General features: G+C 62.9%; 23 protein-coding genes and 3 tRNA genes. 3 read left to right on the top strand and 23 right to left on the bottom strand.

The window, feature by feature from the left end; translation table 11 throughout:
* The first annotated feature begins 96 nt into the window (after positions 1-96).
* Positions 97-1,260: an AI-2E family transporter gene (locus OXG30_00535; protein MCY4133394.1), complete on the top strand. Its 1,164-nt coding sequence runs from the start codon at positions 97-99 to the stop codon at positions 1,258-1,260.
* A 14-nt stretch (positions 1,261-1,274) separates the two neighbouring features.
* Here OXG30_00535 and tpx read toward each other — a convergent pair whose 3' ends face one another.
* Complete coding sequence (gene tpx, locus OXG30_00530) at positions 1,275-1,775, bottom strand: thiol peroxidase (protein ID MCY4133393.1); 501 nt, start codon at positions 1,773-1,775, stop codon at positions 1,275-1,277.
* A gap of 683 nt (positions 1,776-2,458) precedes the next feature.
* On the opposite strand from tpx, the gene OXG30_00525 reads away from it, so the two are divergent.
* Entirely contained in the window at positions 2,459-4,870 is a 2,412-nt protein-coding gene (locus tag OXG30_00525; GenBank protein ID MCY4133392.1) for a hypothetical protein, read from the top strand.
* 3 nt (positions 4,871-4,873) lie between these two features.
* Here the strand turns inward: OXG30_00525 and OXG30_00520 are convergent, their stop codons facing one another.
* From OXG30_00520 to OXG30_00425, 20 genes are all read right to left on the bottom strand, one after another.
* A complete protein-coding gene (locus OXG30_00520; protein ID MCY4133391.1) occupies positions 4,874-5,743 on the bottom strand; it encodes a CoA ester lyase in 870 nt (289 codons plus the stop codon).
* Positions 5,744-5,752: 9 nt separating this feature from the next.
* Entirely contained in the window at positions 5,753-6,922 is a 1,170-nt protein-coding gene (gene serB / locus OXG30_00515; protein ID MCY4133390.1) for a phosphoserine phosphatase SerB, read from the bottom strand.
* A gap of 72 nt (positions 6,923-6,994) precedes the next feature.
* Positions 6,995-7,315, bottom strand: a complete 321-nt coding sequence (gene rpsJ / locus OXG30_00510) for a 30S ribosomal protein S10 (GenBank protein ID MCY4133389.1) — start codon at positions 7,313-7,315, stop codon at positions 6,995-6,997.
* Positions 7,316-7,320: 5 nt separating this feature from the next.
* The gene (tuf, locus tag OXG30_00505) at positions 7,321-8,511 is read right to left on the bottom strand and encodes an elongation factor Tu (GenBank protein MCY4133388.1); all 1,191 of its coding nucleotides are present in this window, start codon (positions 8,509-8,511) and stop codon (positions 7,321-7,323) included.
* A gap of 33 nt (positions 8,512-8,544) precedes the next feature.
* Positions 8,545-10,623 (bottom strand): elongation factor G, encoded by a 2,079-nt coding sequence (fusA, locus tag OXG30_00500; protein MCY4133387.1) that lies wholly within the window; start codon positions 10,621-10,623, stop codon positions 8,545-8,547.
* A 22-nt stretch (positions 10,624-10,645) separates the two neighbouring features.
* Positions 10,646-11,116 (bottom strand): 30S ribosomal protein S7, encoded by a 471-nt coding sequence (rpsG, locus tag OXG30_00495; GenBank protein ID MCY4133386.1) that lies wholly within the window; start codon positions 11,114-11,116, stop codon positions 10,646-10,648.
* Positions 11,117-11,159: 43 nt separating this feature from the next.
* Positions 11,160-11,531 (bottom strand): 30S ribosomal protein S12, encoded by a 372-nt coding sequence (rpsL, locus tag OXG30_00490; protein MCY4133385.1) that lies wholly within the window; start codon positions 11,529-11,531, stop codon positions 11,160-11,162.
* 66 nt (positions 11,532-11,597) lie between these two features.
* Positions 11,598-15,515, bottom strand: a complete 3,918-nt coding sequence (locus tag OXG30_00485) for a DNA-directed RNA polymerase subunit beta' (GenBank protein MCY4133384.1) — start codon at positions 15,513-15,515, stop codon at positions 11,598-11,600.
* The gene (locus OXG30_00480; GenBank protein MCY4133383.1) at positions 15,516-19,154 is read right to left on the bottom strand and encodes a DNA-directed RNA polymerase subunit beta; all 3,639 of its coding nucleotides are present in this window, start codon (positions 19,152-19,154) and stop codon (positions 15,516-15,518) included.
* 188 nt (positions 19,155-19,342) lie between these two features.
* Positions 19,343-19,738 (bottom strand): 50S ribosomal protein L7/L12, encoded by a 396-nt coding sequence (gene rplL / locus OXG30_00475; protein MCY4133382.1) that lies wholly within the window; start codon positions 19,736-19,738, stop codon positions 19,343-19,345.
* A gap of 57 nt (positions 19,739-19,795) precedes the next feature.
* Positions 19,796-20,377, bottom strand: coding sequence for a 50S ribosomal protein L10 (gene rplJ / locus OXG30_00470; protein MCY4133381.1), 582 nt, complete (start codon positions 20,375-20,377; stop codon positions 19,796-19,798).
* A 221-nt stretch (positions 20,378-20,598) separates the two neighbouring features.
* Positions 20,599-21,300 (bottom strand): 50S ribosomal protein L1, encoded by a 702-nt coding sequence (rplA, locus tag OXG30_00465; protein MCY4133380.1) that lies wholly within the window; start codon positions 21,298-21,300, stop codon positions 20,599-20,601.
* A gap of 109 nt (positions 21,301-21,409) precedes the next feature.
* Positions 21,410-21,835, bottom strand: a complete 426-nt coding sequence (gene rplK / locus OXG30_00460) for a 50S ribosomal protein L11 (GenBank protein MCY4133379.1) — start codon at positions 21,833-21,835, stop codon at positions 21,410-21,412.
* A 62-nt stretch (positions 21,836-21,897) separates the two neighbouring features.
* Positions 21,898-22,740 carry a transcription termination/antitermination protein NusG gene (gene nusG / locus OXG30_00455; protein MCY4133378.1) on the bottom strand — a complete coding sequence of 281 codons (843 nt, stop codon included), beginning with the start codon at positions 22,738-22,740 and terminating at the stop codon, positions 21,898-21,900.
* A 23-nt stretch (positions 22,741-22,763) separates the two neighbouring features.
* Positions 22,764-23,039, bottom strand: a complete 276-nt coding sequence (gene secE, locus OXG30_00450; GenBank protein MCY4133377.1) for a preprotein translocase subunit SecE — start codon at positions 23,037-23,039, stop codon at positions 22,764-22,766.
* A gap of 75 nt (positions 23,040-23,114) precedes the next feature.
* Positions 23,115-23,187 (bottom strand) — tRNA-Trp (locus OXG30_00445).
* A gap of 69 nt (positions 23,188-23,256) precedes the next feature.
* Positions 23,257-23,442 (bottom strand): hypothetical protein, encoded by a 186-nt coding sequence (locus OXG30_00440; GenBank protein ID MCY4133376.1) that lies wholly within the window; start codon positions 23,440-23,442, stop codon positions 23,257-23,259.
* Complete coding sequence (locus OXG30_00435; GenBank protein ID MCY4133375.1) at positions 23,439-24,023, bottom strand: sigma-70 family RNA polymerase sigma factor; 585 nt, start codon at positions 24,021-24,023, stop codon at positions 23,439-23,441. The genes OXG30_00440 and OXG30_00435 overlap by 4 nt, the downstream gene beginning before the upstream one ends.
* Before the next feature lie 94 nt (positions 24,024-24,117).
* Positions 24,118-24,191: transfer RNA gene (locus OXG30_00430), tRNA-Met, on the bottom strand.
* Positions 24,192-24,232: 41 nt separating this feature from the next.
* Positions 24,233-24,305: transfer RNA gene (locus tag OXG30_00425), tRNA-Thr, on the bottom strand.
* A 75-nt stretch (positions 24,306-24,380) separates the two neighbouring features.
* Here OXG30_00425 and OXG30_00420 point away from each other — a divergent pair.
* On the top strand, positions 24,381-24,923 hold the full coding sequence (locus tag OXG30_00420) for a GNAT family N-acetyltransferase (GenBank protein MCY4133374.1): 543 nt from the start codon (positions 24,381-24,383) through the stop codon (positions 24,921-24,923).
* A 141-nt stretch (positions 24,924-25,064) separates the two neighbouring features.
* Here OXG30_00420 and OXG30_00415 read toward each other — a convergent pair whose 3' ends face one another.
* Both OXG30_00415 and OXG30_00410 read right to left on the bottom strand, forming a co-directional pair.
* Complete coding sequence (locus OXG30_00415; protein MCY4133373.1) at positions 25,065-25,220, bottom strand: hypothetical protein; 156 nt, start codon at positions 25,218-25,220, stop codon at positions 25,065-25,067.
* Between the two features lie 115 nt (positions 25,221-25,335).
* Positions 25,336-26,481 carry a DUF222 domain-containing protein gene (locus OXG30_00410; GenBank protein MCY4133372.1) on the bottom strand — a complete coding sequence of 382 codons (1,146 nt, stop codon included), beginning with the start codon at positions 26,479-26,481 and terminating at the stop codon, positions 25,336-25,338.
* Positions 26,482-26,541: the final 60 nt, after the last annotated feature.

The raw sequence follows: 26,541 nt of genomic DNA, 5'->3' as shown, positions 1-26,541 counted from the left end.
TGCCGACCAGAGTCAGCACGAAGTAGAAATGATAGCGGTTGAGGGGGATTGGGCCAAATCCCCGATTGGGCAAATGGCGAGGGTTAGCGTGAAACCGTGGACGAAGTTTCGCCTGAGGAGACGCCGTCCCAGAAGGTGCCGCCTTGGCTGTTTCGGGCCATTCTGACCGGTGTGGCCGCTCTCGGCGGGCTGTACGTGCTGGGGTGGCTGATCGCGGAGCTGAAGATGCTCATCGTGATCGTGCTGGTGTCGTTCTTCCTGTCATTCGCACTGGAGCCAGCGGTGAACCGCATGGAGAGGATGGGCATTCGCAGGGGTGTGGGCACCGGGATCATGTTTCTGGCGTTGCTGGCGGCAGTGGGGTTGTTTCTGTGGGCCATTGGCACGGTTCTGGCCGACCAGGTCGGTGAGTTCACCGACGACGCCCCCGGTTACATCAGCGACATAGAGGACTGGCTGGAGGACACATTCGACATTGAGGTCGACGCCCAGGGGCTGCTTGATGAGTTTCAGGAGGGTGGGGCAGTCGCCAACTTGGCCACCCGGCTGGCCGACAATCTGATCAACCTCGGTGCCACCGTGCTGCAAGTGCTGTTCCAGATCCTGACCATCGCATTGTTCACGTTCTACCTGGTGGCCGAGGGTCCCAAGCTCCGCCGCAACATCTGCTCATTGCTGTCGCCCGAACATCAGCGCCAAGTGCTGAGCATTTGGGATCTGGCCATCGACAAGACCGGGGGATACATCTACAGCCGGCTGATCTTGGCGGCGGTCTCGTTCCTCGTCCACTGGCTGGTGTTCTGGCTGGTGGACGCGCCGTTCCCGGTGCCGATGGCGATGTGGGTGGGTTTGATATCGCAATTCGTCCCGGTCATCGGCACCTATGTCGCCGGGGCTCTGCCCGTGCTGATCGGGCTGCTGGATGAGCCGTCAACCGGACTGGCCATTCTGATCGCCATCGTGGTGTACCAGCAGGTGGAGAATTACCTGCTCCAGCCCAAGGTGACCGCTCACACTATGGAGATCCATGTGACCGTGGCCTTCGGATCGGTGATAGTCGGAAGCCTGCTGCTTGGAGCGGTGGGAGCAGTGCTGGCCCTACCGGCGGCGGCCACTATCCAGGCATTCCTATCCAGCTATCTCGAACGTCATGAGGTGGTGCAAGAGCTCGAAGACGCCGAAGCAGCCCAGCATCCGGACCGCGACCCTATGGGACAGCGCATCCGCCAGGCAGTGCGCCGAGTGTTCACTCCCAAGTAGCGGGCTGGTCCCGATTAGGAGCAGGCGTTAAGGGCGGTGTCGTAGTCGGGCTCGTCGGCGATGGCTGCTACTAGCTCGGAGTGGGCCACGGTGCCGTCGGGGCCGATAACCACTACAGCTCGGGCGGTGAGGCCGGACAAGGGGCCGTCGACCATCTCCACGCCGTAGTCGTCCAAGAACTCCCGGTTGCGGAAGATGGAGCCGATGGTCACGTTCTCGATGCCCTCTGCACCGCAGAATCGGGAACCGGCGAAGGGCAGATCCATCGAAGCGCAGATCACGGTGGTGTTGTCGAGACCGGCGGCCCTCTCGTTGAAGGCCCTCACGCTGTTGGCGCACACCCCGGTGTCGATGCTGGGGAAGATGTTGAGCACAACGTTGCGGCCGGACAGGCCTTCCAGCGTGACGGGGGACAGGTCGCCGCCGGTGAGCGTGAATGCCGGTGCTGCTGATCCCACCGCGGGGAGGTCGCCGCCGGTATTGATTGTGGTGTCTCCGAATGTGGTCTGTGCCATAGCGGTGTTGTAGCACCCCAGCGGGTGGGATTCGTTGCCGGGGACAGAATCTGCTGCATTTAGCGCTCTTGACGGCCTACTTGGGCATTGAACCGTTGCACCAAGCTGTCATGGCGGCCTCGTACAATCGGAAGATGCCGCCCGCTGAACACCGAGACGAGAAGGCGCTGAACGCAGCCATCGCCGCGGCAATCGGACGATGCCATCCGCAATCGGTGGTGGAAGCGGAGCGCGCCAGCAAATTGGTTGGCTCAGCGAAACAGCCCGATATCACGGTGGATGCGCCAGGCCGAGAGCGAGTTCTAGTTGAGAACAAGTACGCAGGTGTCTCTCCCCGAGCATTGGAGCAGCAGTGCTTGGGGCACTTTGGAACGCGTTGGGCAGAGGATGATCGCCCGGTAAGGGTGGTTGTGGGGATGAGAAGCCCCGAGCGGCTTGATCAATTCTCAGACGAGGATTTGGCACAAGGCGCGTTCACTGAAATCACGTTCCAGTGGTCAATGTGGTCGGTGAACGGCGATGGCGCCCCGGTTAGGTTCCCTGAATCTGGGTGGTTGGAGGGCCGGATTGCAGAACTCGCCGCGTTCATAGATCGAGCGGGGGCCGATGGAGCTGATGCCAGCTCTCTAGCCGATTTGGTGCAAATGCGGCTAACCGCGGCTGCCGCTTGGGCTACAGAAGGGGTGGGCACAGCAGATGCCTTCGGGAAGGTGCTGAATCAGGAGCCGGGGGAGCAGACCAACCGCATGGCCATGGCGATTCTGTTCAACGCTGTGCTGTTCCAGTTTCACATTGCGAATCATCACCCGGAGATGCCAACGCCGTCGCAGATGATGGCCGACAACAAGCTTGATCAGCTTTATGTTTTCGAAATGTGGCAAGAGATTTTGGATGTCAACTACTGGCCCATCTTCGGGGTGAGTCAAAAGCTGTTGCGGGCTATGAACAGTTTTGTGGGGGCAAAACGAGCCCTCGAAATCCTCTGCCGCACTGCGGCGAATATGGTCGATGATCCGAGTTCGTCTGGTCTGGTGGGGCGGCTCTTCGGGGAGTTGATCGGCGATCGAAAGTTCCTGGCCACCTTCTACACACGCCCCGCGTCAGCAGCCTTGTTGGCTGAGTTGGCGGTTGAGCGCCTGGATCTAGATTGGCTGAACCCCGAGGCCATTGCCCGATTGCGGGTGGGCGACATGGCGTGCGGCACGGGAGCGCTGTTGACCGCTGTGTACCGCCGCATTGTCGAGCGGCATCGGGTAGAAGGCGGCGATGACGCCAAGATTCACCAGCACTTGATGGAAGAGGTGTTGATCGGCTGCGACATCATGGCTGCCGCCGTTCATTTGACTGCCGCCCGGCTTTCTGGCGAGCGACCAGAAATTGACTACACCAGTACCAAGACCTGGGTGATGCCCTACGGGAAGGTTACCGATGGCCAAGGCGTGATCGGATACCAGATCGGGGCGCTTGATCTGCTCCATTCAAACAAGCGGTACGCGCTTTGGGGCGATGGGACTATGGCAGCTGCTGCTCAAGGAGAAGAAGCACTGGCCATCGCCGACATTCCAGCAGGGTCTTTGGACATCGCAATAATGAACCCGCCATTCACTCGCTCCACTAATCACGAAGCTCGACACGCAGATGTACCGAATCCGGCATTTGCGGGTTTGGGCAATGATCCGCAGGCTCAAAAAGCCATGTCAAACACCCTGGCAGAAAGCACACGGCGCGTTAGCGGAATGAAGGCGGGCCACGGCAATGCCGGCATTGCTTCCAACTTCATCGATTTGGCCCATGCCAAGCTCAAACCCGGTGGCGTATTGGCACTGATCGTGCCCGCTTCGCTGGTGTCAGGCACCGCGTGGAGGCTGGCGAGAGCGCTGTTGACCGCCTCTTATCGGGACATTGCTGTGATCTCAATTGCTGAGCATGGAGACGAGGCCTCCCAAGGTCGTGCCTTTTCCGCGGACACCGGGATGGCTGAGGTGATTGTTGTGGCCACAAAGTGTGAGAGGCCGGTTCGCGGTGCCTCCCTTGATGCGACCTACGTGGTCTTGGATGATCGCCCGGCATCGTCGCTCTCTGGTGTGGAAATTGCTCGTCTAATCGAAAGCAAGAATGGAGGCGCTGTTCGGCTGAAAACTGGAGACCAAATTATCGGATGGCGTGTGGACTCTCCCTTTGGCCCTGATATTGAGGGCCATCCGAGTGGCGTATCGAACTTGGAGGTTGCCGCCGCCGTCACTGAGTTGACCGGAGGCCGGCTAGTTCTTCCTCGCCATCGAATTCTGGCGCTCCCGATATCAGCTTTGGACAAATTGGGGAGTCGTGGGCCAGTACATCGAGACATCTCCGGCAAAAATCTGGACGGCACGCCGCGTGGCCCATTTGACGTGTTTGAGTTTGCTGATCGAACTTTGTATGCCCAAGCAAGCTGGCCCATCCTCTGGTCACATAGCCACTCTGCTGAACAAGCAATGCTTGTGGAACCTTGCTCGTATGGTGCTGATCGAAATGGAATGCGGGACCGAGCTCTCGAGGTTTGGGAGGGGTACACCAATAGCGCCGGGACCTCGATAGCCGGTGCAACCCGTCTTCATGTCAACAGTGATTTCCAAGTGAACTCACAGCCGATGGCGGCTTGCCTCACCCCCGATCCTGCCATAGGCGGTCGAGCGTGGCCGTCGCTTCGTCCCACCCCTGAGGATGTCAACGAGACCGAAAACTGGGAAAAGGCCATATGCGTGTGGCTGAACAGCACCCTCGGATTGCTTGGGCGTTGGTATGTCTCAAATCGGCAGCAGAAAGGCCGTGCGAATCTGACAGTGACCACTATGGGGAATATCCCGGTGTTGGATTTGAGGGCAGTCTCAGCCGAACAGGTGCGGGATCTGGCCGGGGTGTTCGACCAATTCGAGCACCGGGCCATGCTCCCTGCCAACGAGGCCTATCGAGACGATGCCCGTCATGAACTGGACGAACAGGTGTTGTGTAGCGTGCTCGGCTTTCCCGACTCCATCCTTGATTCCCTAGAAACCCTGCGGTTGCAGTGGTGCTCCGAGCCCTCGGTCCACGGCGACAAGAAGACTCGCCCCTGAATCTCAACAGAGGCCCAACCGCTCAGCGCTGGAGAGGTTTTGTTGGGCGGTTAGGAGATGGGCGTGGTCGATGAGGCGGCCTTCGTGGCGGAAGGCACCTATGCCCTGGGCTTCGGCTTCTTCGATGGCAGCAATGAGGCGGCGCCAGCCGTCGATCTCCTCGGGGGTGGGAGAGAAGATCTGGTTGACGGTGGGAATGTGGGTGGGGTGGATGATCATCATTCCCTCGTAGCCGAGCTGCCGGGTTTGGCGGGCGAACTTGGTGAGTCCGTCGAGGTCGTCGACGGTGCCCCACAATCCAGACAGTGGGTTGGGCACACCGGCCGACCGCACGTCTATGAGCACCTTTTGACGCAGGTAGAGGGTCTCTGTGCCTTCGGGCGTCCACTGGAAGCCCACTGAGCGGCCCAAATCGCCGTGGCGACCAGTGGCGCCCCCCATGTAGGCCACCCGCTCGGAGGCGGTAGCCAGTTCATAGGCCTGACGTACGGCCGATGCGGTCTCTACCAGCGGCATAATCAGGGTCTCGGTGTCCTCCAGAGCAGCATCGGTGACGGTTACCTCTTCGGGGTCGGTGACTTGGGGCAGCATCACCGCGGTCAGCGATGGATGGAGGCAGGCCTCCAGATCGGGAGCGAAGTCGGCAGTGCCAACCGCCGAGACCCGGACGAATACCGCTGGTTGATCGGGCCTGTGGCCTTCCAACGCCTGGCGGACGAAGCCTCGGGCCTCATCAGCCGCGCCGCGGGGTATGGCGCTCTCCAGGTCGAACACCACTCCGTCGGCTTCCGATTTCAATGCCTTCTGCATCCGATCCGGCTGGTTGGCGGGGACAAACAACAGGCTGCGAATAGGCGGGGGGTCAGGCTGCATGGGGCAGAGTCAGATCCCCTCGGCTTCGACTTCTTCGCGACTGACGCCCAGCACAAACAGCACGGCGTCGAGATAGGGCACGCTGACGGCGGTCTCGACTGCTTGGCGAACTTTGGGCTTGGCGTTGAAGGCGATGCCCAGTCCGGCCGCGGTGAGCATGTCGATGTCGTTGGCGCCGTCGCCCACGGCCACCACCTGCTCGGACGACACTCCTTCGGCGGCAGCCACTTCCTGGAGGATCTCGGCTTTGCGGGCTCGGTTCACGATCGGGCCCTCCAAATTGCCGGTGAGCTTGCCGTCAACAATCTCCAGGGTGTTGGCGTAGGCATAGTCGAGGTCGAAGTTCTGCTTGAGCCGATTGCAGAACCGGGTGAAGCCGCCGCTCACGATGGCGATGGCGAAGCCCAGCCGCTGAAGGGTGGTCAGAAACGTCCGGGCCCCAGGAGTGAGGGTGACCTGGTCCCACGCCCGCTCCAGCGCGGCCTCGTCCAATCCGGCCAGGAGGCGAACCCGGTCTCGCAGCGCGGCCTCAAAGCCGATCTCACCCCGCATGGCCTGCTCAGTCAGCTTCTGGCACACCTCCACGCACCCTGCTTCGGCGGCCAGCAGATCGATCATCTCGTCCTGAATGAGGGTGGAGTCCACATCCAGCAGGGCTACGCGTTTGGCCCTTCTGGCCAGGCCTTCTCGTTGGATGGCCACGTCGAATTCGGGGTTGGCCCCGGCTACTGACAGCAGGTTGCGCCGGATGGCGTCGGCATCGCCCCCCTCCACGAGCAGCTCGTAGCTGTAGATGGGATAGCGGGAAAGGCGCACGATGCGGTTGATGTTGCCGCCTCCCTCGGCGATGGCGGTGGCGGTGGCGGCCAGCATCGCCGGGGTTAGCTCCCGGCCCAGAACGGTGACGGCGTAAGCGCCGGAGTGCACCGAGGGCGTGGGATCGACCACGTCGAATTCCACGGTCACCTTCTGCTCCCAGCCGAACAGCAGTAGGTCTTTGAGCAGGTCTTGACCCGGGGGAACCTCCATCACGATGCCCAGGGTGAGCTGGCGGCGTATCACCACCTGCTCCACGTCTTGGATTTGGGCTCCGCCGGCGGTGAGCACATTGAGCAGGGCTGCAAACAGCCCGGAGCGGTCGGGTCCGGAGACCCGGAGCAGGATTACCTGGAAGGCCACACCACTAAGGGTTGGTCGATGGAGCCCTCGAGAGATTCGATCGGGCGCATCCGGCCGTAGTGGGGTAAACCGTCAGCCGTGCTGGAGCTTGATCTCGATGTCGACGCCCGCAGGCAGGTCCAGCCGTTGAAGGGAGTCCACGGTCTTGGGTCCCGGATCCACGATGTCGAGCAAACGCTTGTGGATGCGAATCTCGAAGTGCTCGCGGCTGTCCTTGTCCTTGTGGGGTGACCGGATCACGGTGAAGCGGTGCTTTTCGGTGGGAAGTGGGACAGGGCCCCGCAAATCGGCCTGGGTGCGCTTGACCGTCTCCACGATCTTCTTGGTGGACTGGTCGATGATCTCGTGATCGTAGGCCTTCAGCCGAATGCGGATTTTCTGTCCTGCTGCCATGAGAGCTACTTAATGATCTTGGTGACGGTGCCTGCGCCCACGGTGCGGCCGCCCTCGCGGATGGCGAAACGCAGACCCTCGTCCATGGCGATGGGTGCGATCAGCTCCACGACCATCTCCGTGTTGTCACCAGGCATGCACATCTCGGTGCCCTCGGGCAGGGCGATGGTGCCGGTGACGTCGGTGGTGCGGAAGTAGAACTGGGGCCGGTAGTTGCTGAAGAACGGCTTGTGGCGACCGCCCTCTTCCTTGGTCAGCACGTAGACCTGGGCCTCGAAGTTGGTATGGGGGGTGATGGAGCCGGGCTTGGCCAGCACCTGGCCGCGCTGGACATCGTCCTTGTCGGTGCCCCGCAGCAGGGCGCCGATGTTGTCGCCGGCGCGACCCTCATCCAGCAGCTTGCGGAACATCTCCACCCCGGTACACACCGTCTCGGCGGTTTCCTTAATGCCAACGATCTCCACCTTGTCGCCGGTGTTGACGATGCCCTGCTCCACCCGGCCGGTGACCACGGTGCCCCGCCCGGTGATGGAGAACACGTCCTCGATCGGCATCAGGAACGGCTTGTCCACGTCTCGCTCGGGCTCCTCGATGTAGGAGTCCACCTGCTCCATCAGGTCGATCACCTGCTGGGCGGAGTCGCCGTCGCCGTCGAGGGCCTTGAGGGCAGATACCGGTATCACCGGAATGTCGTCGCCGGGGAAGTCGTACTCGCTGAGCAGCTCCCTAACCTCGAGCTCCACCAGTTCCAACAGCTCCTCATCGTCCACCATGTCGACCTTGTTCAAGGCGACCACGATGGCGGGCACGCCCACCTGGCGGGCCAAGAGAACGTGCTCTCGGGTCTGGGGCATGGGGCCGTCGGCGGCCGACACCACCAGGATGGCGCCGTCTACCTGAGCTGCGCCGGTGATCATGTTTTTGATGTAGTCGGCGTGGCCGGGCATGTCGACGTGGGCGTAGTGGCGGTTCCCCGTCTCGTACTCCACGTGGGCCACGTTGATGGTGATGCCCCGCTCCCGCTCCTCGGGGGCCTTGTCGATGTTGTCAAACTCGGTGAACTGCGTGGTGGTGGGATCGGCCTCCGACAGCACCTTGGTGATCGCCGCGGTCAACGTGGTTTTGCCGTGGTCGATGTGTCCCATCGTGCCCACGTTCAAGTGCGGCTTGGTGCGCTCAAATGTTTCCTTAGCCATTTTTCTCCTCCGAAGTGGGTTCCTCGCCCCTGATCATTCGCCCCTAATGCGGGCGACTATCTCCTCTTGCACCTTGGCAGGTGTCTGCCGGTAGGTGTCGAACTGCATGGTGTGCGTTGCACGCCCCTGCGTTCTCGACCGGAGTTCGGTAGCGTATCCGAACATTTCCGAGAGTGGCACATGGGCCTTGACAATTTGTTCACGGCCCCGCTGCTCCATGCTGTCGATTTTTCCCCGTCGGCCGTTGAGGTCGCCGATTACGTCGCCCATGTACTCCTCGGGAGTCACTACGTCGACGGCCATGATCGGCTCCAACAAAACGGGCTTGGCCCGCCGGGCGGCGTCGCGGAAGGCGGCAGTGGCCGCGATCTTGAAGGCCATGTCGGATGAGTCCACCTCGTGGTGCTTGCCGTCTGTGAGGGTCACCTTGATGTCAACCACCGGGAATCCGGCCAGCGGCCCGGTGGTCATGGCATCTTGCATTCCGCTGTCCACCGCGGGGATGTACTCCTTGGGGATGCGCCCCCCGCTGACCTGGCTGGCGAACTCATAGCCCTTGCCGGGGTCGTTCGGCTCAAGGTCGAATGTGATCTCGGCGTATTGGCCCGAGCCGCCGGTCTGCTTCTTGTGGGTGTAGGTGAATTTGCCCACTGGCGCGGAGACGGTCTCCCGGTAGGCCACCTGCGGCTTTCCGACCGAGGCGTCCACATTGAACTCCCGCAGCATTCGCTCCACCAGCACCTCAAGGTGCAACTCGCCCATACCGGCGATGAGAGTCTGCGCCGTTTCCTCGTCGGTGCGGACCTGGAATGTGGGATCCTCTTCAGCCAGGGCAGACATCGCCTTGCCCAGTTTGTCCTGGTCGGCTTTGGTACGGGGTTCCACTGCCACTTGGATCACCGGGTCGGGGAAGTCCATCTGCTCCAGTTCGATGGGATGGTTGGGATGGGTCAGGGTGTCGCCGGTGCGCATGTCTTTGAGGCCGATTCCGGCCACGATGTCACCGGCCCGGACAACGTCGAGATCTTCGCGGTCGTTGGCGTGCATCTCCAGGATGCGGCCGATCCGCTCCTTGCGCCCGGTGCGGGTGTTCACCACCTGGCTGCCCTTGTCCAGTTGACCGCTGTAGACCCGGAAGTAGGTGAGCTTGCCGACGTGGGGGTCGCTCATGATCTTGAACGCCAAGGCACTGAACGGGGCCCCGTCGTCGGCAGGTCGCTCGCACACCTCGCCCTTGTAAATGCCGCTGACCGGGGGGATGTCCAGCGGGGAGGGTAGGTACTCGATGATGGCGTCCAGCAGCGGCTGCACGCCCTTGTTTTTGAAGGCCGATCCGCACAGCACGGGCACGACGTCCAGCGACAGGGTGCAGGCTCGCAGAGCAGCCCGCAGATTGTCCGGAGTGATCGAATCCTCATCCTCGATGTACTTCTCCAGCAGGCTCTCGTCGAACTGGGTGAGCAGGTCGATGAGTTCGAGGCGGGCTTCCTCGGCCTTTTCCTTTAGATCCTCGGGAATCTCGGTGACGTCCCAGGTGGCGCCCAAGTCGTCGCCCCGCCATACCAGGCCCTGCATCTCCACCAGGTCGACGACGCCGAGCAGGTCGGCTTCGATGCCGATGGGCAACTGCACCACGGCAGTGGTTGCCCGCAAGCGCTCGGAAATGGTGAGCACGGCCCGCTCGAAATTGGCCCCGGTGCGGTCGAGCTTGTTGATGAAGCAAATGCGGGGGACTTCGTACTTGTTGGCCTGGCGCCACACGGTCTCCGACTGGGGTTCCACGCCGGCGACGCCGTCGAACAGGGCCACCGCCCCGTCGAGCACCCGCAAAGAGCGCTCAACCTCCATGGTGAAGTCCACGTGGCCGGGCGTGTCGATGATGTTGATGCGGTGTCCGGCCCACTCGGCGGTGGTGGCGGCCGAGGTGATGGTGATGCCCCGCTCCTGCTCCTGTTCCATCCAGTCCATGGTGGCGGCGCCGTCGTGGACCTCACCGAGCTTGTAAGCCTTTCCGGTGTAATAGAGGATGCGCTCGGTACAGGTGGTTTTTCCCGCGTCGATGTGGGCCATGATGCCAATGTTGCGGGTCTTCTCCAGCGGGTGACGAGACATGACGCTCAGGAAGTAGGACCGCTTACCAGCGGTAGTGGGCGAAGGCCCGGTTCGACTCAGCCATCTTGTGCAAGTCGTCGCGCCGTTTCACCGACGCACCCAGGCCATTGGAGGCGTCCAGGATTTCGTTGGCCAGCCGATCGGTCATGGTGCGCTCACGCCGTTCCCGGGCGTGATTGACAATCCAACGGATGGCCAGGGTGTTCGCCCGTCGAGGGCGCACGTCTACGGGGACCTGATAGGTGGCCCCACCGACCCGCCGGCTGCGGACCTCGAGTTGGGGGCGCACGTTGTCCACCGCCCGCTTCAGGGTGCCCAGCGGCTCGGCACTGGTCTTCTGCTCCACGATGTCAAGGGCACCGTACATGATGCGCTCGGCGGTGGAACGTTTGCCCCGTTGCAGGATCTTGTTCACGAACTGGGTGACGAGCAAGGAGTCGTACACCGGGTCGTTAGGGAGGTCGCGTCGCCCCGCTGGGCCCTTGCGAGGCATCTTCAGGCCTCTATTCCAGCGCTTGCGGAGTTGCGAGGCATCGCTAGCCTTCTTTCTTGGCACCGTAGCGGCTGCGGGCCTGTCGGCGGTCGGTCACTCCGGCAGTGTCCAAGGTGCCTCGGATGATCTTGTAGCGCACACCGGGCAGGTCGCGCACTCGACCGCCGCGCACCAACACAATGGAGTGCTCTTGGAGGTTGTGCCCCTCGCCGGGGATGTAGGCGGTGATCTCCATTCCGCTGGTCAGGCGCACGCGGGCTACCCGTCGGAGCGCGGAATTCGGCTTTTTTGGAGTGGTGGTGTAAACCCGAGTGCATACCCCTCGCCGCTGGGGCGCGCCTTTGAGAGCCGGCGTCTTCTCCTTGCGGAACTTTGACTGGCGACCCTTGCGCACCAGTTGCTGAATCGTGGGCACAGCACTTCCTAGGGCTGATTGGAAAAAGATTGAGGGCGCAGCGAAGGCTGCGCTCCAATTCTAAGTTTACGCCCCTAAGTTCCCCATCGGCAACACGTCGGCCTCGGCGGCATCGGCCGCTGAAACCCACTGGGCAAACTGATCTGCCAGGTCAATGTCTTCATCTGCGGAGGTGTAGTACTCCATCGGGGTGAAGTCGGGAGCGTGGGTGGCAATCTCCCGGTACATCTCCATGCCGGTCCCGGCTGGGATCAGCTTGCCGATGATGATGTTCTCCTTGAGGCCGACGAGCTTGTCTTGGCGAGACTCGATAGCGGCTTCGGTGAGCACCCGGGTAGTTTCCTGGAACGACGCGGCCGACAGCCAGGAATCGGTGGCCAGGGAGGCTTTGGTGATCCCCATGAGCTCGGGCCGCCCTTCGGCAGGGCGCTTGCCCTCTTGGGCCAAGGCGCGGTTCACGTTGGTGAAAATCTGGGAGTCCACCCGCTCGCCGGGCAGGAATTCGGAGTCGCCCGGTTCCTGAATGGCCACTCGACGGGTCATCTGGCGAACGATCAGCTCAATGTGCTTGTCGTGGATGGACACGCCTTGGTCTCGATACACCCGCTGCACCTCGTCCACGAGGTACTGCTGGGTCTCTCGCACACCGCGGATTTCCAGTAGCTCCTTGGGATCGCGGGGTCCGTCAGCCTGGGCCACCGAATCACCGGCAGACACCTCTTGGTCTTCGGCCACCGCCAGCTTCCAGGCCGGATCTATGACGATGGACCACTCGGCGCCGTCATCGCCCACCACGGACATCCGGCTAGCCTTGCCGTCCTCCTCGGTGAGGCGAACGACCCCAGAGATCCTGGTGAGCTCGGCTTTGCCTTTGGGAGTGCGGGCCTCGAACAGCTCCACGACGCGGGGCAGACCGCCAGCGATGTCCTTGCCGGCCACGCCACCGGTGTGGAAGGTCCGCATGGTGAGCTGGGTGCCCGGCTCACCGATGGACTGGGCCGCGATCACGCCCACGGCCTCGCCCACCTCGATGGGCTGGCCGGTGGCGAGGGAGAGCCCGTAAGAGGCTCGGCTGATGCCCACCTCGGAGTCGTCGGTAAGGGGGGAGAGCACGCGGACCCGGGTCACGGTGGGGTCGTCGCGCAGCAGGGCCATCTCCTCGTCGCCGACGATGGAGCCCCGCTCCAACACGGTGCCATCGCCCAGGGTCACGTCGTCAGCCAGGGTGCGGCTGAACAGGCGGGTCTCCAGGTAGGTCCGCTTGCCCGGCTCATCAGGCATGACGTCGTTGATCCAGATGCCCCGAACCGGCCCTCCCGATTCGAACGGGTCTCGGTCGTTGATGATGACCTCTTGGGCCACATCGACCAGGCGGCGGGTTAGATAGCCGGAGTCGGCGGTGCGCAGGGCGGTGTCCACCAGGCCCTTGCGGGCACCGGGGGTGGCGATGAAGTACTCGAGCATCGCCAGACCCTCGCGGAAGTTGCTCTTGATGGGACGGGGAATCATGTCGCCGCGGGGGTTGGCCACTAGACCGCGCATGCCGGCGATCTGACGGACCTGCATCATGTTTCCACGGGCTCCGGAGCCCACCATCATGTCGATGGGGTTGAACTTCTCGGACTGGAGCACCGCCTCCATGCGCTGGCGCACCTTCTCGGTGGCCTCGGTCCAGATTTCCACCTCTTTCTGGCGGCGCTCACCGTCGGTGATGATGCCCCGTCGGAACTGATTCTCGACCTTGTCGGCTTCCTTCTCGTAGCGGTCCAAGATGGTCTTCTTGTCGTGGGGGACTTTGATGTCGTCCACCGAGACGGTGAGTCCGGATTGGCTGGCGAACTGGAAGCTCAAGTTCTTCAGGGCGTCGAGGCTGCGGGCCACGACTTCCTTGGTGTACTGCTGGGCCAGCTTGTCCACGATGGTGGTGATATCCCGCTTGGTGGCCACCCGATTCACATAGGGGAAGTCGTCGGGCAGGGTGCTGTTGAACAGCACTCTTCCCACCGTGGTGGGGGTGTAGGTGGCGGCGTCGCCGTTGGCCGGCGTCTCCACCAACTGGGGGATGCGGTACTCGATGCGAGCGTGAAGCTCGACCTCGCCGGCTTCGTAGGCCCGCTCAATCTGGTGCTGGTGGCGGAAAACCCGCCCCTCGCCTACGGCGCCTTCCACTTCTTCGGTGAGGTAGTAGGCCCCGATGATCATGTCCTGGCCGGGTGTGACCAAAGGACGGCCGTGAGCGGGGCTGAGCACGTTGTTGGCCGACAGCATGAGCACTCGGGCCTCGGCCTGAGCCTGGGCCGACAGGGGCAGGTGGACAGCCATCTGGTCGCCGTCGAAGTCGGCATTGAAGGCGGTACACACCAGCGGGTGGATCTGAATGGCCTTGCCCTCCACGAGCACGGGCTCGAACGCCTGGATGCCCAACCGGTGCAGGGTCGGCGCCCGGTTCAACAGCACGGGATGCTCTTGGATTACCTCATCGAGCACATCCCACACCTGGGGACGGCGACGTTCCACCATCCGCTTGGCCGACTTGATGTTCTGGGCCAGGTCCTCTTCCACCAGCTTCTTCATGACGAAGGGCTTGAACAGCTCCAAGGCCATCAGCTTGGGGAGGCCGCATTGGTGCAGTTTGAGAGTGGGACCGACCACGATGACCGAGCGGCCGGAGTAGTCGACCCGCTTGCCCAAGAGGTTCTGGCGGAAACGCCCCTGCTTGCCCTTGAGCATGTCGGACAGCGACTTGAGGGGCCGGTTGCCCGGACCGGTCACCGGACGTCCCCGGCGGCCGTTGTCGAAAAGGGCGTCGACTGCCTCTTGCAGCATGCGCTTCTCGTTGTTGACGATGATCTCGGGTGCGCCCAGATCCAGCAGCCTCTTGAGGCGATTGTTGCGGTTGATGACCCGTCGGTAGAGATCGTTCAGGTCGGAGGTGGCGAAGCGGCCACCGTCTAGCTGCACCATGGGGCGCAGTTCTGGGGGGATGACCGGGACGGCGTCCAGGATCATGGCCCGGGGATCATTGATGCGACGGCCGTGCTGATCGCGCCGGTTGAACGCCGACACGATCTTCAACCGCTTGATGGCCTTCTGCTCCCGCTGTTGGGAGAGCTTTTTCTGGCCTTCGGGGGGATCGAGTTGCTCCCGGAGCTTGCGCTCCTCCTCGTCGAGGTCGACGCTGTCTATGAGCGTGGCGATTACCGCCGCGCCCATGCCTCCGGTGAAGAGGTCGCCGTAGCGGTCCTCCATCTCCCTCCACAGTTCTTCGTCCTCGACGATCTTGCGGGGGAACAGGCTGGAGAATTCCTCGAAGGCCCTCTCCACCATCTCGATTTCCTCAGCGTATTCCTCGTCGAGGGCCAGCAGGTCCTTCTCGGCCGCTTTCTGGCGCTTGTCCAGGTCCTTGGCGTCGGCGGACTCGAGTTCCTCCTCCAGTTCGGCCAAGCGCTCGTTCTTGCTCTCCTGAAGCTCCTCTCGGATGGCCTCGATCTCTTCGTGCTTCTCCCGTTCGAGTTCGGGAAGCCGCCGGTGGCGCTCCTCCTCGTCGACCTCGATTACCAGGTTGGCTGCGAAGTAGATGACCTTCTCCAGCTGCTTGGCCTTCAACTCCTCCTTGGGCTCGGTGCCCATCAGCAGATAGGCCAGCCACGACCTCGTGCCCCGCAAGTACCAAATGTGGACCGCAGGAGCGGCCAGCTCGATGTGGCCCATCCGATCGCGGCGCACCTTGGAACGGGTGACTTCCACGCCGCATCGCTCGCAAATGATGCCCTTGAAGCGGATGCGCTTGTACTTGCCGCAATAGCACTCCCAATCCTTGGTAGGACCGAAGATCTTCTCGCAGAACAAGCCGTCCTTTTCGGGACGGAGCGTGCGGTAGTTGATGGTCTCGGGCTTCTTCACCTCACCGTTGGACCAGGTCCGAATGGCATCGGCGGTGGCCAGTCCGATGGAGAGTTGGTCGAATGCATTGACGTCCAACATCTAGAAGCTCCTCCCCATAACACGGCGGTCGTCTTCGTCGTCTGAGCCCCGTTCAGGCCGGGAAATATCGATGCCCAGCTCCTCAGAGGTGCGGAAGGCGTCGTCGTCCAATTCGGTGATCTCCACCTGCTGGCCAGCGGTGTCCCTCACCTCCACGTTCAGGCAAAGGGCCTGCATCTCCTTGATGAGCACCTTGAAGCTCTCCGGAATACCCGGCTCGGGGATGTTGTCCCCCTTGACGATGGCCTCGTACACCCGCACCCGGCCCAGCACGTCGTCGGACTTGATGGTGAGCAGCTCCTGGAGGCAGTAGGCCGCGCCGTAAGCCTCCAGCGCCCAGACCTCCATCTCGCCGAAGCGCTGGCCGCCGAACTGGGCCTTGCCGCCCAGGGGCTGCTGGGTGATCATCGAATAGGGGCCAGTGGAGCGGGCGTGGATCTTGTCGTCCACCAGGTGGGCCAGCTTCAGCATGTACATGTAGCCGACCATGATCCGGTTGTCGTAGGGCTCTCCGGTGCGCCCGTTGAAAAGCACGGCCTTGCCGTCTTCTCCGATCAGGCGCTCACCGTCAACGGTCTCCGGCTTGATGTTCGCCAGGAGCTGTTGGATAGTGGGGTGTTGGCCGGAGTGCCCGGCCTCGTCCCAGTGGGCGCCGTCGAACACCGGGGTCGACACCAGAGTGGAAGCCCGGGTGGTGGGCCTGGTCTTGCGTCCGTCGCCCCGCTCGGGCTCCGGGCCGACCGTGCCGTTCGAATCCCAGCCCCAGCGGGCGGCGTAGCCCAAATGGGCTTCCAGGACCTGGCCCACGTTCATGCGGGAGGGAACCCCCAGTGGGTTCAGGATGATGTCCACCGGAGTGCCGTCGGCCAGATGGGGCATGTCCTCCATCGGGAGGATCTTGGAGATGACTCCCTTGTTCCCGTGCCGTCCGGCCAGCTTGTCGCCCACGGAGATCTTCCGCTTCTGGGCCACATACACCCGAACCAATTGGTTCACACCGGGGGGCAGCTCATCGCCGGCGAAGCGATTGAACTTCTTGACGTCGATAACCTTGCCGTTTTCTCCGTGGGGGACTTTGAGGCTGGTATCGCGCACCTCTCGGGCCTTCTCCCCGAATATGGCCCGCAACAGGCGCTCCTCGGGAGTCAGCTCGGTCTCGCCCTTGGGGGTCACCTTGCCCACCAGCACATCGCCGGGGCCGACTTCGGCACCGGGGCGGATAATTCCCTCTTCGTCGAGATCGGCCAGGATCTCCTCCGACAGGTTGGGGATATCTCGGGTGATCTCCTCGGGGCCGAGCTTGGTGTCGCGGGCATCAATCTCGTGCTCGTGGATGTGGATGGAGGTGAGCACGTCGTCCCGGACGAGCCGGTCGCTCAGAATGATGGCGTCCTCGAAGTTGTAGCCCTCCCAGGCCATGAAGGCCACCAACAGGTTCTTGCCCAAGGCTATCTCGCCGTTGTCGGTCGACGGGCCGTCAGCCAGGATGCGGCCCCTGCGGAACCGCTCGCCCACATTCAGCAGCGGCTTCTGGTTGATGCAGGTGTCCTGATTGGACCGCTCGAACTTCATCAGCTTGTAGCTGGTGGAGCCGGCGTTCTTGTAGTCCACCGTGATGCTGTCGCCGGCCACGTCGGTGACGGTGCCGTCTTCTTGGGCGATGATCATGTCGGCGGCGTCGCGGGCGGCCTTGCCCTCGATGCCGGTTCCCACATACGGCGCCTCAGGCCGGACCAAAGGCACCGCCTGGCGCTGCATGTTGGCCCCCATGAGGGCCCGGTTGGCGTCGTCGTGCTCGAGGAAGGGGATCAGCGCGGTGGCGACCGAGACGATCTGCTTTGGGGAGACGTCCATGAGCTGGACCTCATCAGGGGGCACTGAGGAGATCTCAGTGGTGGCCCCGAAGAACACCTCCTGCTCGAGCTGGGCCTGCAAACCCTTCATGGTCGCGGCTTGGGGAGAGCGCCGCACCAGCACGCGGTCGTTTACGAACCGGTTCTGATCGTCGAGGGGCGCGTTGGCCTGGGCGACCACGTACTCCTCCTCGTCGTCGGCAGCCAGCCAGATGATCTCGTCGGTGACCTGGCCATCGATGACCTTGCGATAGGGGGATTCGATGAAGCCGAACTCGTTGACCCGGCCGTAGGAGGCCAAGGCGCCGATCAGGCCGATGTTGGGGCCCTCGGGGGTCTCTATGGGGCACATCCGGCCGTAGTGGGAGAAGTGGACGTCTCGCACTTCGAACCCGGCTCGCTCCCGCGACAGGCCACCTGGTCCCAACGCCGACAGGCGGCGGCGGTGGGTGAGGCCCGACAGGGGATTCACCTGGTCCATGAACTGCGAGAGCTGGCTGGTGCCGAAGAACTCCTTGATGGCGGCGGCCACCGGCCGGTTGTTGATGAGCGAGGTGGGGGTGATGGCCTCCACGTCCTGGGTGGTCATGCGCTCGCGCACCACCCGCTCCATCCGGGAAAGGCCGATGCGCACTTGGTTCTGGATCAGCTCTCCCACCGAGCGGATGCGGCGGTTGGCGAAGTGGTCCTGATCGTCGAGGCGGTAGCCCGGCTCGAACTTCACCAGATGCAGAAGATAGGTGCAGGTAGCCAGCACCTCAACAGGTGACAGCACCGGCTGATCGGCCTCGGGACGCAAAAATTGCTGCGGAAGATCGGCAGGAGCAGATTTGGGTTGATGCAGCGGCAGGTCGAAGAGCTCCTCGATGCGGTCCAATTCTGGGCCCAGCTTGCGATCGAGCTTGTAGCGGCCCACCCGGGACAGGTCGTAGCGACGGCTCTCGAAAAAGGCGTTGCGGAAGTAGTTGCGGGCCGCTTCCACTGATTGGGGCTCGCCGGGACGGGCTCGCTTGTATATCTCCAGAAGGGCCTCGTCCTGGGTGGCGTGCTGATGCTTGTCGCTCTCCCACTGATCGGCCAGGAAATCGAAGTGGGCCACAAACCGGTCCAAGAAACCGGGGGCCTTTTCCTCGTCGTAGCCCAACGCCCGCAGCAGGGTGAACAGGCTCATCCGGCGCTTGCGGGCGACGCGGGCCCCTGCGGTGGGATTGCGACCCGGCTTGTGCTCGACGTCGAACTCGATCCACTCGCCCCGGTAGGGGTGGATGGTGCCGGTCACGAGCTGGTGCTTGCTGAGATTGCGGAGTCGGAAGCGCTCGCCAGGCTGGAAGATCACGCCGGGGGAGCGCACGAGCTGGGACACCACGACGCGCTCGGTGCCGTTCACAATGAACGTGCCCTTGTCGGTCATGACCGGGAAATCGCCCAAGAAGACGATCTGCTCGATGATCTCACCGGTGTTGCGGTTGGAGAACCGAGCCTGCACCAAGATGGGTGCCGAGTAGGTCATGTCCTTCTCTTTGCACTCTTCCACCGAGGTGCCCCAGCGGGGGCCCGGGTTCAGGTCTTCATTGTCGGGGTCGAACTCAAGCTCGAGTTGCAGGGTCTCCGAGAAGTCCTTGATGGGGCTGATGTCGCGGAAGGCATCAGCCAGTCCTTGCCGGATGAACCATTGGAAGGAGTCCTTCTGCACCGCAATGAGGTCGGGCAGGGGCAGCACCTCCTCCAGGTTTCCGAAGGAGTAGCGGTCGCGGGTCGCCGAACGTGCGGACAAGGTGAACTCCATGTGTATAGACGGGCAACGCCGGTTGGCTGCTCGAATCCCTGAACGTCAATGGGAGGGGGAATCCCTAAACGCGGCCGCGTCAAAAGAAAAGGCGTGGCCGGGGAGACAAGCGAGCGGGTATCCGGGAATGATACGCGGTGCGGACATGGTTTACAAGCCATGACCGCCAGGAATTCGCTGGTTGTGCGTTACTTGAGCTCCACAGCCCCGCCGGCGGCCTCAATGAGCTCCTTGGCCTTCTCGGCGTCCTCCTTAGAGGCCTTCTCCAAGATCGGCTTGGGAGCGTTGTCCACCAGTTCTTTGGCGTCCTTCAGGCCCAGGTTGGTGAGGGTGCGTACCTCTTTGATGACCTGGATCTTCTTTTCGCCCGCGCTGGTCAAAACCACGTCGAACTCGCTCTGCTCTTCAGCGGCACCGCCGCCGTCACCGCCGCCGTCGCCGGGAGCCGCCATCATCATGGGCATGGCTGCGGCCGGGGCTGCGGCCTCTACGTTGAAGCGCTCTTTGAACGCCTCTTTGAGCTCGGACAGCTCAAGGACCGTCATGGACCCGATGGAGTCCAGAATCTCATCTACCTTGGACATTGCTGTTCCTCATTCCTTTGTTGATTGGTTGTTGTCAGTTTTTCGAGACAGAGCAGGTCAAGCCCCGGTGTCGCCCTTTGCACTGAGGGACTCCAGCAATCCAGCTGTCTCGACCAGGGGAGCATCGAGGAGCCCGGCCATCTCGACCAGCGGGGCTTCCAGCAATCCGGCCATCTCAGTCAAGGGGGATTCCAGCAGACCGAGGATCTCAGCGAGGATTTCGGTCCGGGTCCCGAGCTTGGACAGGGCGCTCACTTTTTCGGCCGATATCACCTGGCCATCGAGCACGCCGCCCTTTATCGACAAGAAGCTGGAGTCTTCGGCGTATTTGCACAGGGCCTTGGCCAGCGATACGGCATCGCCCGGGGAGCCGTCGTCACGGGAGCCGACGAAAGCCAACGCGGTTGGGCCCACGAGGACCTCGTCCAAGTCCAAGTTGAGTTCGCGGGCCGCGAAGCGGGTCAGGGTGTTCTTGTAGACCTTGTAGTCGCCACCGGCATCGCGCAGCTGGCGGCGCAAATCGGCCAGGGCCGGCACGTCGAGGCCGCGGTAGTCGGTGATGACCACGGCCTCGGTGGAGGAGATGCGATCGCGTACTTCCTCAACAACGGCCACCTTTTCGGGGCGGGGATTCTCCATCAGATTGCTGATCCCTCCATGAGAACGAGACTCTTCTTCAAAACGAATAGGGGGGCGCCGCTGAGTGCGAACGCCCCACGAGTTTCGGGAGGGTTCACCTCGTCAGGCCAGTCGACGCCTCGGTCTGTTGCGGACAGAGTGCCGGCCGATTAAGCGGTGCTGGGCACTGCGCCTGATGTCTGCGGCAAATCAATAAATTGTGAGCGCCAAAAGGTACCAGATCAGTTACTGGCTCCCAAGTCGGCGGGATCCAGCCGTACTCCTGGTCCCATGGTGGAAGAGATGGTGACCTTGCGGATATAGCGGCCCTTGAGAGCCGCGGGCTTGGCCCGGGTCAGTTCGTCCACGACCGCTCGGATGTTGGCCACGAGGGCGTCGGCTTCAAAGCTGACCTTGCCCACGGGCACATGGACGTTCCCCTGGCGGTCGGTGCGAAATTCCACCTTGCCGCTCTTGAACTCGCCCACTGCTCGGGCCACGTCATCGGTGACCGTGCCGGTTTTCGGGTTGGGCATCAGTCCCCGGGGCCCGAGGATCTTTCCGAGCTTTCCCACCACCGGCATCATGTCGGGGGTGGCGATGGCCACGTCGAAGTCCATCTTGCCCCCCTGCACTTGCTCAGCGAGGTCGTCGGCGCCCACCACGTCGGCGCCGGCCTCGCTCGCCTGGGTGGCCGCCTCGCCCTGGGCGAACACGGCCACACGGACGTCGGTGCCGGTGCCCGAGGGCAAAGAAACCGTTCCCCGGATCATCTGGTCGGCTTTGCGAGGATCGACTCCCAGTCGGGCCGCGAGCTCCAGAGTCTCGTCGAATTTCGCGGCCGACAAGCTCTTAACCAGCTCGATCCCCTCCTGGGCGGTGTGCGGGTGCTGCTTGTCGTAGCGCTGGGCGGAATCGCTGTACCGCTTGCCTTTCTTCGCCATGTCGGCTCCCTCAGTGTTGTAGGCCCGTAGGCCAGTTGGATATGTCTTGTCGGCCCGCCGAGCGAGGTCGTCTCGTCGGGCGGTTGGATATGACTGCTGGTTTGCTGGGCTACTCGACCGTTATGCCCATGCTGCGGGCGGTTCCGGCCACCTGAAGCTTGGCCTGCTCGAGATCGTCGGTGTTGAGATCGGGCATTTTGACCTTGGCGATCTCCGCACACTGGGCGTCGGTGATGGCGCCGACTACTTCTCGGCCCGGCTCCATTGACCCCTTCTCCAGTCCGGCCGCTTCCCGGATGAGGAAAGAGGTGGGAGGGGTCTTGGTGATGAACGAGAACGTCCGGTCTTCGTAAATGGTGATCTCTACCGGGATGATCTGTCCCCGCTTGTCCTCGGTTCTGGTGTTGTAGTCCCGGCAGAAGTCCATGATGGCCACACCATGGGGACCCAGCGCGGTGCCCACGGGGGGCGCCGGAGTGGCCTGGCCGGCGGGTATCTGGATTTTGATGGTGGTGGCTACCTTTTTTTGAGCCATGGCTCTGCCCCTTCTGGCTTGGTCTTCTTGCCGCTTGGCGACTTGGGGGAATTCGAATCTTCCTACAATTTCGCCACTTGGGAGAACTCGAGTTCGACTGGCGTCTCTCGGCCGAAGATATTGACGAGGACCTTCATCTTGAGCTGGTCTTCGTTGATCTCGGCCACCTCGCCGGAGAAATCGGCGAACGGGCCCTCTTTGACTCGGATGGTCTCGCCCACCTCGTAGAGCAGGCGAGGCTTGGTGCGGCGGACGGTCTGTTCGCCGTCGGTCTTGACCTGAAGGAAGTTCTCCACGTCTTTGCGCTTCAGGGCCGACGGCTTGCTGCCCCTTCGACCATGTCCCACAAAGCCGGTCACACCGGGGGTGTTGCGGATTACATCCCAGGAGACATCGTTCATTTCGGCTCGAACCAGCAGGTAACCGGGGAACATCTTCTTCTTGGTGGTGACCTTCTTGCCGGCTTTGAACTCCACCACGTCTTCCATGGGAATCACGGTTTCGTGGATATGGCTCTCCATGTCCATGGTCTTGCGGCGGGCTTCGATGTTCTGCTGGACCTTGTTCTCATAGCCCGACTGGGTGTGGACCACATACCACTTCCCAGGCATGTCATAGGGGCTGATGGTCTCGGTCTGATCTTCGTCCTTCTCGTAGACCAACTCCTCGGCATCGATCACCTCGACCGGGTGCTCTGCCACCGCGGCGTCTTCCTGAAAGTCGGCTCCTTCAATGTCGGCGATCTCAACGTCGGGCTCGGCGACCGGCCCGGTGGGCAGCAATGCCGCGGCGGCCTCAGCGGCATCAACCGGTGGGGCGGCGGCTTCGGCGTCGCCAGCCTCGACGGAGTCAGCCGTTTCGGATCCCGAGTCGGCCGTGTCGGTGGTGGGGAAGAGATCGGTCATCGCGGTTTCGTCTACCTCAGGGTTCATCGATCGAACAACTTCAGGATGGCTTCGCTGAAGCCCCAGTCGAGCAGGCCGATGGCGGTGGTTAGCAGCACCAGAACTACCAGCACCACGATGGAGTAGTTGACGACTTCCTCGCGCCGGGGCCACGAAACCTTGCGGAGTTCGCCGCGAACCTCGCGCAGGAATTGCACCGGACCAACCCGCTCTTCCCCGGGCCGGGGCTGATTCCTGGCCTGGCGGCGGTCGCGGACCGGGGTGCCTTCTTCGTCGACGAAGCCCTGCCGCTTGGCCATCCTCTTCTGTTGTCTGTTCAGGTCGGTCATGTTGACTCCAGTGCGCCCGGCACTACGGAGACGGGATCGCTTGCGCAGGGCAGGAGGGACTCGAACCCCCAACCGCCGGTTTTGGAGACCGGTGCTCTACCAATTGAGCCACTGCCCTTCGTTCGTTAGGGGCAAGACAAGGCTACCGTGCCAACGGTAGGCGTCCGCAATACAAAACCGGGGCGGTTTACCGGCGTGAGCGGCGGCGGAAGAAGACGGTAATCACCGCCAGCGTGGTCGCGGCCAAGAAGCGCCTGATGAGCTGGCGGCGGCGGTCGTACCGGTCGAGGCGGGCCATGACCTTCCACACCAGGGTGGGGGGCGCCTCGGTCGGAGAGCGGTGGTCGAATGACTGGGAGGCATCGTTGGTCATGAGGCCCCCTCGTCTGGTGCTTCTTGGGCGGTTGGCTCTGTTTGATCGGCCCCCAGCTCTGAAGTGCGCTGAAGTACGGCGCGCAGCCGCTGTCGGGCCCGGTGGAGCCGGACCTTGGCCGCCGAGGTAGTGATGCCCAACTCGGCGGCGATCTCACTATGGGAGAGGTCGTGCAGATCGCGCAGCACCACCACTTGCCGTAGGCGATCGGGTAGCGCGCGGATCGCCCGGTCGATGTGATGGCGAAGAATAGCCGCCTCGGCTCGCAGGCTCGGGTCCTGCTCGGGCCGCAGATCGACGATGGGGACGTCGTCGCTCAGTTCCTCGGTGCGCTGGCGGGTTCGGCGGCTCAAATGCGTGGACGCGCAGTTGCTGGTAATGCGGTACATCCAGGTGGAGAAACTGGAGTCGCCCCGAAAGCGGCGGATGGCGCGGTAGGCCCGGACATAGGCGTCTTGTACCACGTCACCGGCGTCGTCGGGGTTGCCGGTGAGCCGGTAGGCCAGGGCGTAGATGTCCCGGTAGGTGGATCGGACGAGTTCGTTGAACGCGTCGCGGTCGCCGCGGCGGGCGGCTTCCACCAGCGCGGCGTCTTCGGGGACGGACTCACGAGATGCTGCTGGTTCGATGGGGCCAGATTATCCCCGGCCCCCAAGGGAGCGAAAGGGAGAGTAGTAGCGGCGGCCAGACTCGAACTGGCGACCTCTCGATTATGAGTCGAGCGCTCTTACCGACTGAGCTACGCCGCCCCGGAGCTCCCCAGCGGCTGGATGCCGCGTAGGAGACCCTGAGCCTCCTGAGAGAATCGAACTCTCGACCTTTTCCTTACCATGGAAACGCTCTGCCGACTGAGCTAAGGAGGCGGGCTGGGAACTCTATCCCTATGCGACGTAAATATTGCCACTCTGTACCTGCGGCGGGAAAGCCAGAATTGGGAGGTGGCGGACGGTACGGTGCAGCCCGTGGCCATTCGAGCAGCCCGGCCGGCTGACGCTGAAGGCATCCGTGAGATCTACAACTACGAGGTGCTGAACGGGACCAGCACTTTCGACATCGAGCCCCGGTCGTTGGCCGCGCAGCAGGCCTGGTTGCAGGATCGCAGCGGTGTCCACGCGGTGCTGGTGGCCACGCCCGACGGAGATGACGACACCGTGATCGGATATGCCTCCCTGTCGCCCTTCCACACTCGACCTGCCTACAACACCACGGTGGAGAACTCGGTGTATGTCCATGTCGACCAAAGAGGTGAGGGCGTTGGCCGGGCGCTGTTGCTGGAGTTGATCGCCTTGGCCCAGAGCCACGGGTTCCACACCGTGATCGCCCGAATCTCTGGAGGCAACGAGGCATCAGTGGCCGTCCACCGCTCCGCAGGCTTCGAAGTAGTGGGCATCGAGCGCGAAGTAGGCCGCAAGTTCGGCCGCTGGCTCGACGTGACCGTGATGCAGCTCATGCTGCGAGATTGGAGCAACGAGCATCAGTAGAACCCTTCCCCGTCGGTTTCCCATGTCAATTTGTGATGCCAGTCGCAGAACACCGCCGGATACCGCAACCACTTGGAACGGCGGGCTTCTGTCGATTGGTCGGTCATCGCCCCGCTGAGACTAGAGGACGTTGTCGTCTGTTCATCGCGCTCCGCCGGTGTGCTCGCCGCTCCACAGCGGGACCCCCAACCCGGCTTCTAGCCGCCAGATGATGGGCTGGTCTCCCCCGGTCCGTCCGGCGAGTAAGTTGATGACGGGTCGGGTGTGGACGTTGGTGGCCCGTGACACGGCGCTCATGGGTAGGCCGTTGGCGCCGCAGACTGATCGCCAGTCCAGCGAGCTTCGGCATCGGTATCCGCACGGGCTCCATCAAATCATGGCGATGGGGTGTGCGGTGGTTGGGGGCGTGGTTTCAGGCGGCGGCCCGTTGTTGGCGGGGTAACGGTTGTGGTGGCGGGTGGGCTCTGGGGCTGGGCCGGGGTGGGGGTAGCAGGCGGTGCCGGCCGGTTTGGGCGTTGTGTTCGACTGTATGGCCGTGTTTGTGCACTTTGGTGTGGCATTTGGGGCACATCAGCACCAAGTTGTTCATGTCGGTGGGCCCGTTGTAGTCCCATGGTTGGATGTGATGGGCGTCGCAGGCCTGGGGTCTGATGCCGCAGCCCACACAGCCACGGTCTCTGCGGTACAGGGCCAGCTTCTGGGCCTTGGTGACTGCTCTTTGGGCTCTTCCCATGTAGAGGGGCTGTCCGTCGGATCCGAAGATCAACGGCACGATCTGCGCTTCGCAAGCGAGGCGGCGGAGTTCGTCGAGCTCGATGGGCGTCCCGTCGATCAACCCGGCGTTCTTGAGCCGGCCCTCGATGGCGTCGTAGTCGGCGGACACCACCAGCACCGTCTTCTGCGGCTTGATCCCGCAATCCGGCGCACCCTCCGCCGCCTCAGTTGGGGTGCTGGCGTCGGGCTGCTGGGTTATCAGGGCGACCAGCGCATCGGCGTTGCGCTGCTCGAAGGTGCGGATCGGATCGTAGGCGATGTCGTCAGCGAGCATCTTGGCGCTCAGAGCCGAAACGGCGCTCTTGACCCGCTCACCGGCCACTTGATCCAGTTCGGCGTGCAGCACGACCATGCCGCGGCTGCCGTCGAACACCTTGAAGGAGCGCCGAGCCCTTTGGCGCTCGGCGCGGCCCATCCCGTCATCGGCGCGACGCTGGTCCTCGCGGGCGACGACTGACTTCTTGAACTCATCGTGGCCCTGCCAGCCACCCAGATCCAGCAACTCCTGCTGGTCTTGTGCGCTCATTGGTGCCCGCTTGTGCGATTCGGCGACCACCGCTCCCTGGTCGGCGGAGATGTGTCCGTCTTGGACCGCACCGAGAATCTGCGGCATGGCTTTGAGGCTCTCGGCAGTCTTGGCCAGCCGGCGGGCCCGGTAGGCGCTAATCCCGAGCTGGTGGCACACCGTCGCCGCCGCGCCCGGCCCCTCGAGCTCGCCATAGCGCACAACCAGGCCGACCAGATATCCCTCCGCCCGGCGGCGCAACAGATCAGCCTCGCCCATCAAACTGAGCATCCCCCTTTTGGCCGGTCACCTCGATTAGGAGGTAACCATGTCATTGAT

Source organism: bacterium, from assembly GCA_026708015.1.
Classification (GTDB): domain Bacteria; phylum Actinomycetota; class Acidimicrobiia; order Acidimicrobiales; family Bin134; genus Poriferisocius.
The sequence above is the reverse complement of the archived record's forward strand: the minus strand, read 5'-3'. Positions and strand labels throughout refer to the sequence as shown.

Excerpts from the sequence above, each read along its gene's own strand:
- OXG30_00520 (MCY4133391.1), bottom strand. The coding sequence starts at position 5,743 with ATGCAGCCTGACCCCCCGCCTATTCGCAGCCTGTTGTTTGTCCCCGCC.
- OXG30_00440 (MCY4133376.1), bottom strand. The coding sequence starts at position 23,442 with ATGACCAACGATGCCTCCCAGTCATTCGACCACCGCTCTCCGACCGAG.
- rplK (MCY4133379.1), bottom strand. The coding sequence starts at position 21,835 with ATGGCTCAAAAAAAGGTAGCCACCACCATCAAAATCCAGATACCCGCC.
- OXG30_00410 (MCY4133372.1), bottom strand. The coding sequence starts at position 26,481 with ATGGGCGAGGCTGATCTGTTGCGCCGCCGGGCGGAGGGATATCTGGTC.
- tpx (MCY4133393.1), bottom strand. The coding sequence starts at position 1,775 with ATGGCACAGACCACATTCGGAGACACCACAATCAATACCGGCGGCGAC.
- OXG30_00480 (MCY4133383.1), bottom strand. The coding sequence starts at position 19,154 with ATGGAGTTCACCTTGTCCGCACGTTCGGCGACCCGCGACCGCTACTCC.
- rplA (MCY4133380.1), bottom strand. The coding sequence starts at position 21,300 with ATGGCGAAGAAAGGCAAGCGGTACAGCGATTCCGCCCAGCGCTACGAC.
- OXG30_00485 (MCY4133384.1), bottom strand. The coding sequence starts at position 15,515 with ATGTTGGACGTCAATGCATTCGACCAACTCTCCATCGGACTGGCCACC.
- tuf (MCY4133388.1), bottom strand. The coding sequence starts at position 8,511 with ATGGCTAAGGAAACATTTGAGCGCACCAAGCCGCACTTGAACGTGGGC.
- fusA (MCY4133387.1), bottom strand. The coding sequence starts at position 10,623 with ATGTCTCGTCACCCGCTGGAGAAGACCCGCAACATTGGCATCATGGCC.
- nusG (MCY4133378.1), bottom strand. The coding sequence starts at position 22,740 with ATGACCGATCTCTTCCCCACCACCGACACGGCCGACTCGGGATCCGAA.
- rpsJ (MCY4133389.1), bottom strand. The coding sequence starts at position 7,315 with ATGGCAGCAGGACAGAAAATCCGCATTCGGCTGAAGGCCTACGATCAC.
- rpsG (MCY4133386.1), bottom strand. The coding sequence starts at position 11,116 with ATGCCTCGCAAGGGCCCAGCGGGGCGACGCGACCTCCCTAACGACCCG.
- OXG30_00415 (MCY4133373.1), bottom strand. The coding sequence starts at position 25,220 with ATGAGCGCCGTGTCACGGGCCACCAACGTCCACACCCGACCCGTCATC.
- secE (MCY4133377.1), bottom strand. The coding sequence starts at position 23,039 with ATGGCCAAGCGGCAGGGCTTCGTCGACGAAGAAGGCACCCCGGTCCGC.
- rplL (MCY4133382.1), bottom strand. The coding sequence starts at position 19,738 with ATGTCCAAGGTAGATGAGATTCTGGACTCCATCGGGTCCATGACGGTC.
- rplJ (MCY4133381.1), bottom strand. The coding sequence starts at position 20,377 with ATGGAGAATCCCCGCCCCGAAAAGGTGGCCGTTGTTGAGGAAGTACGC.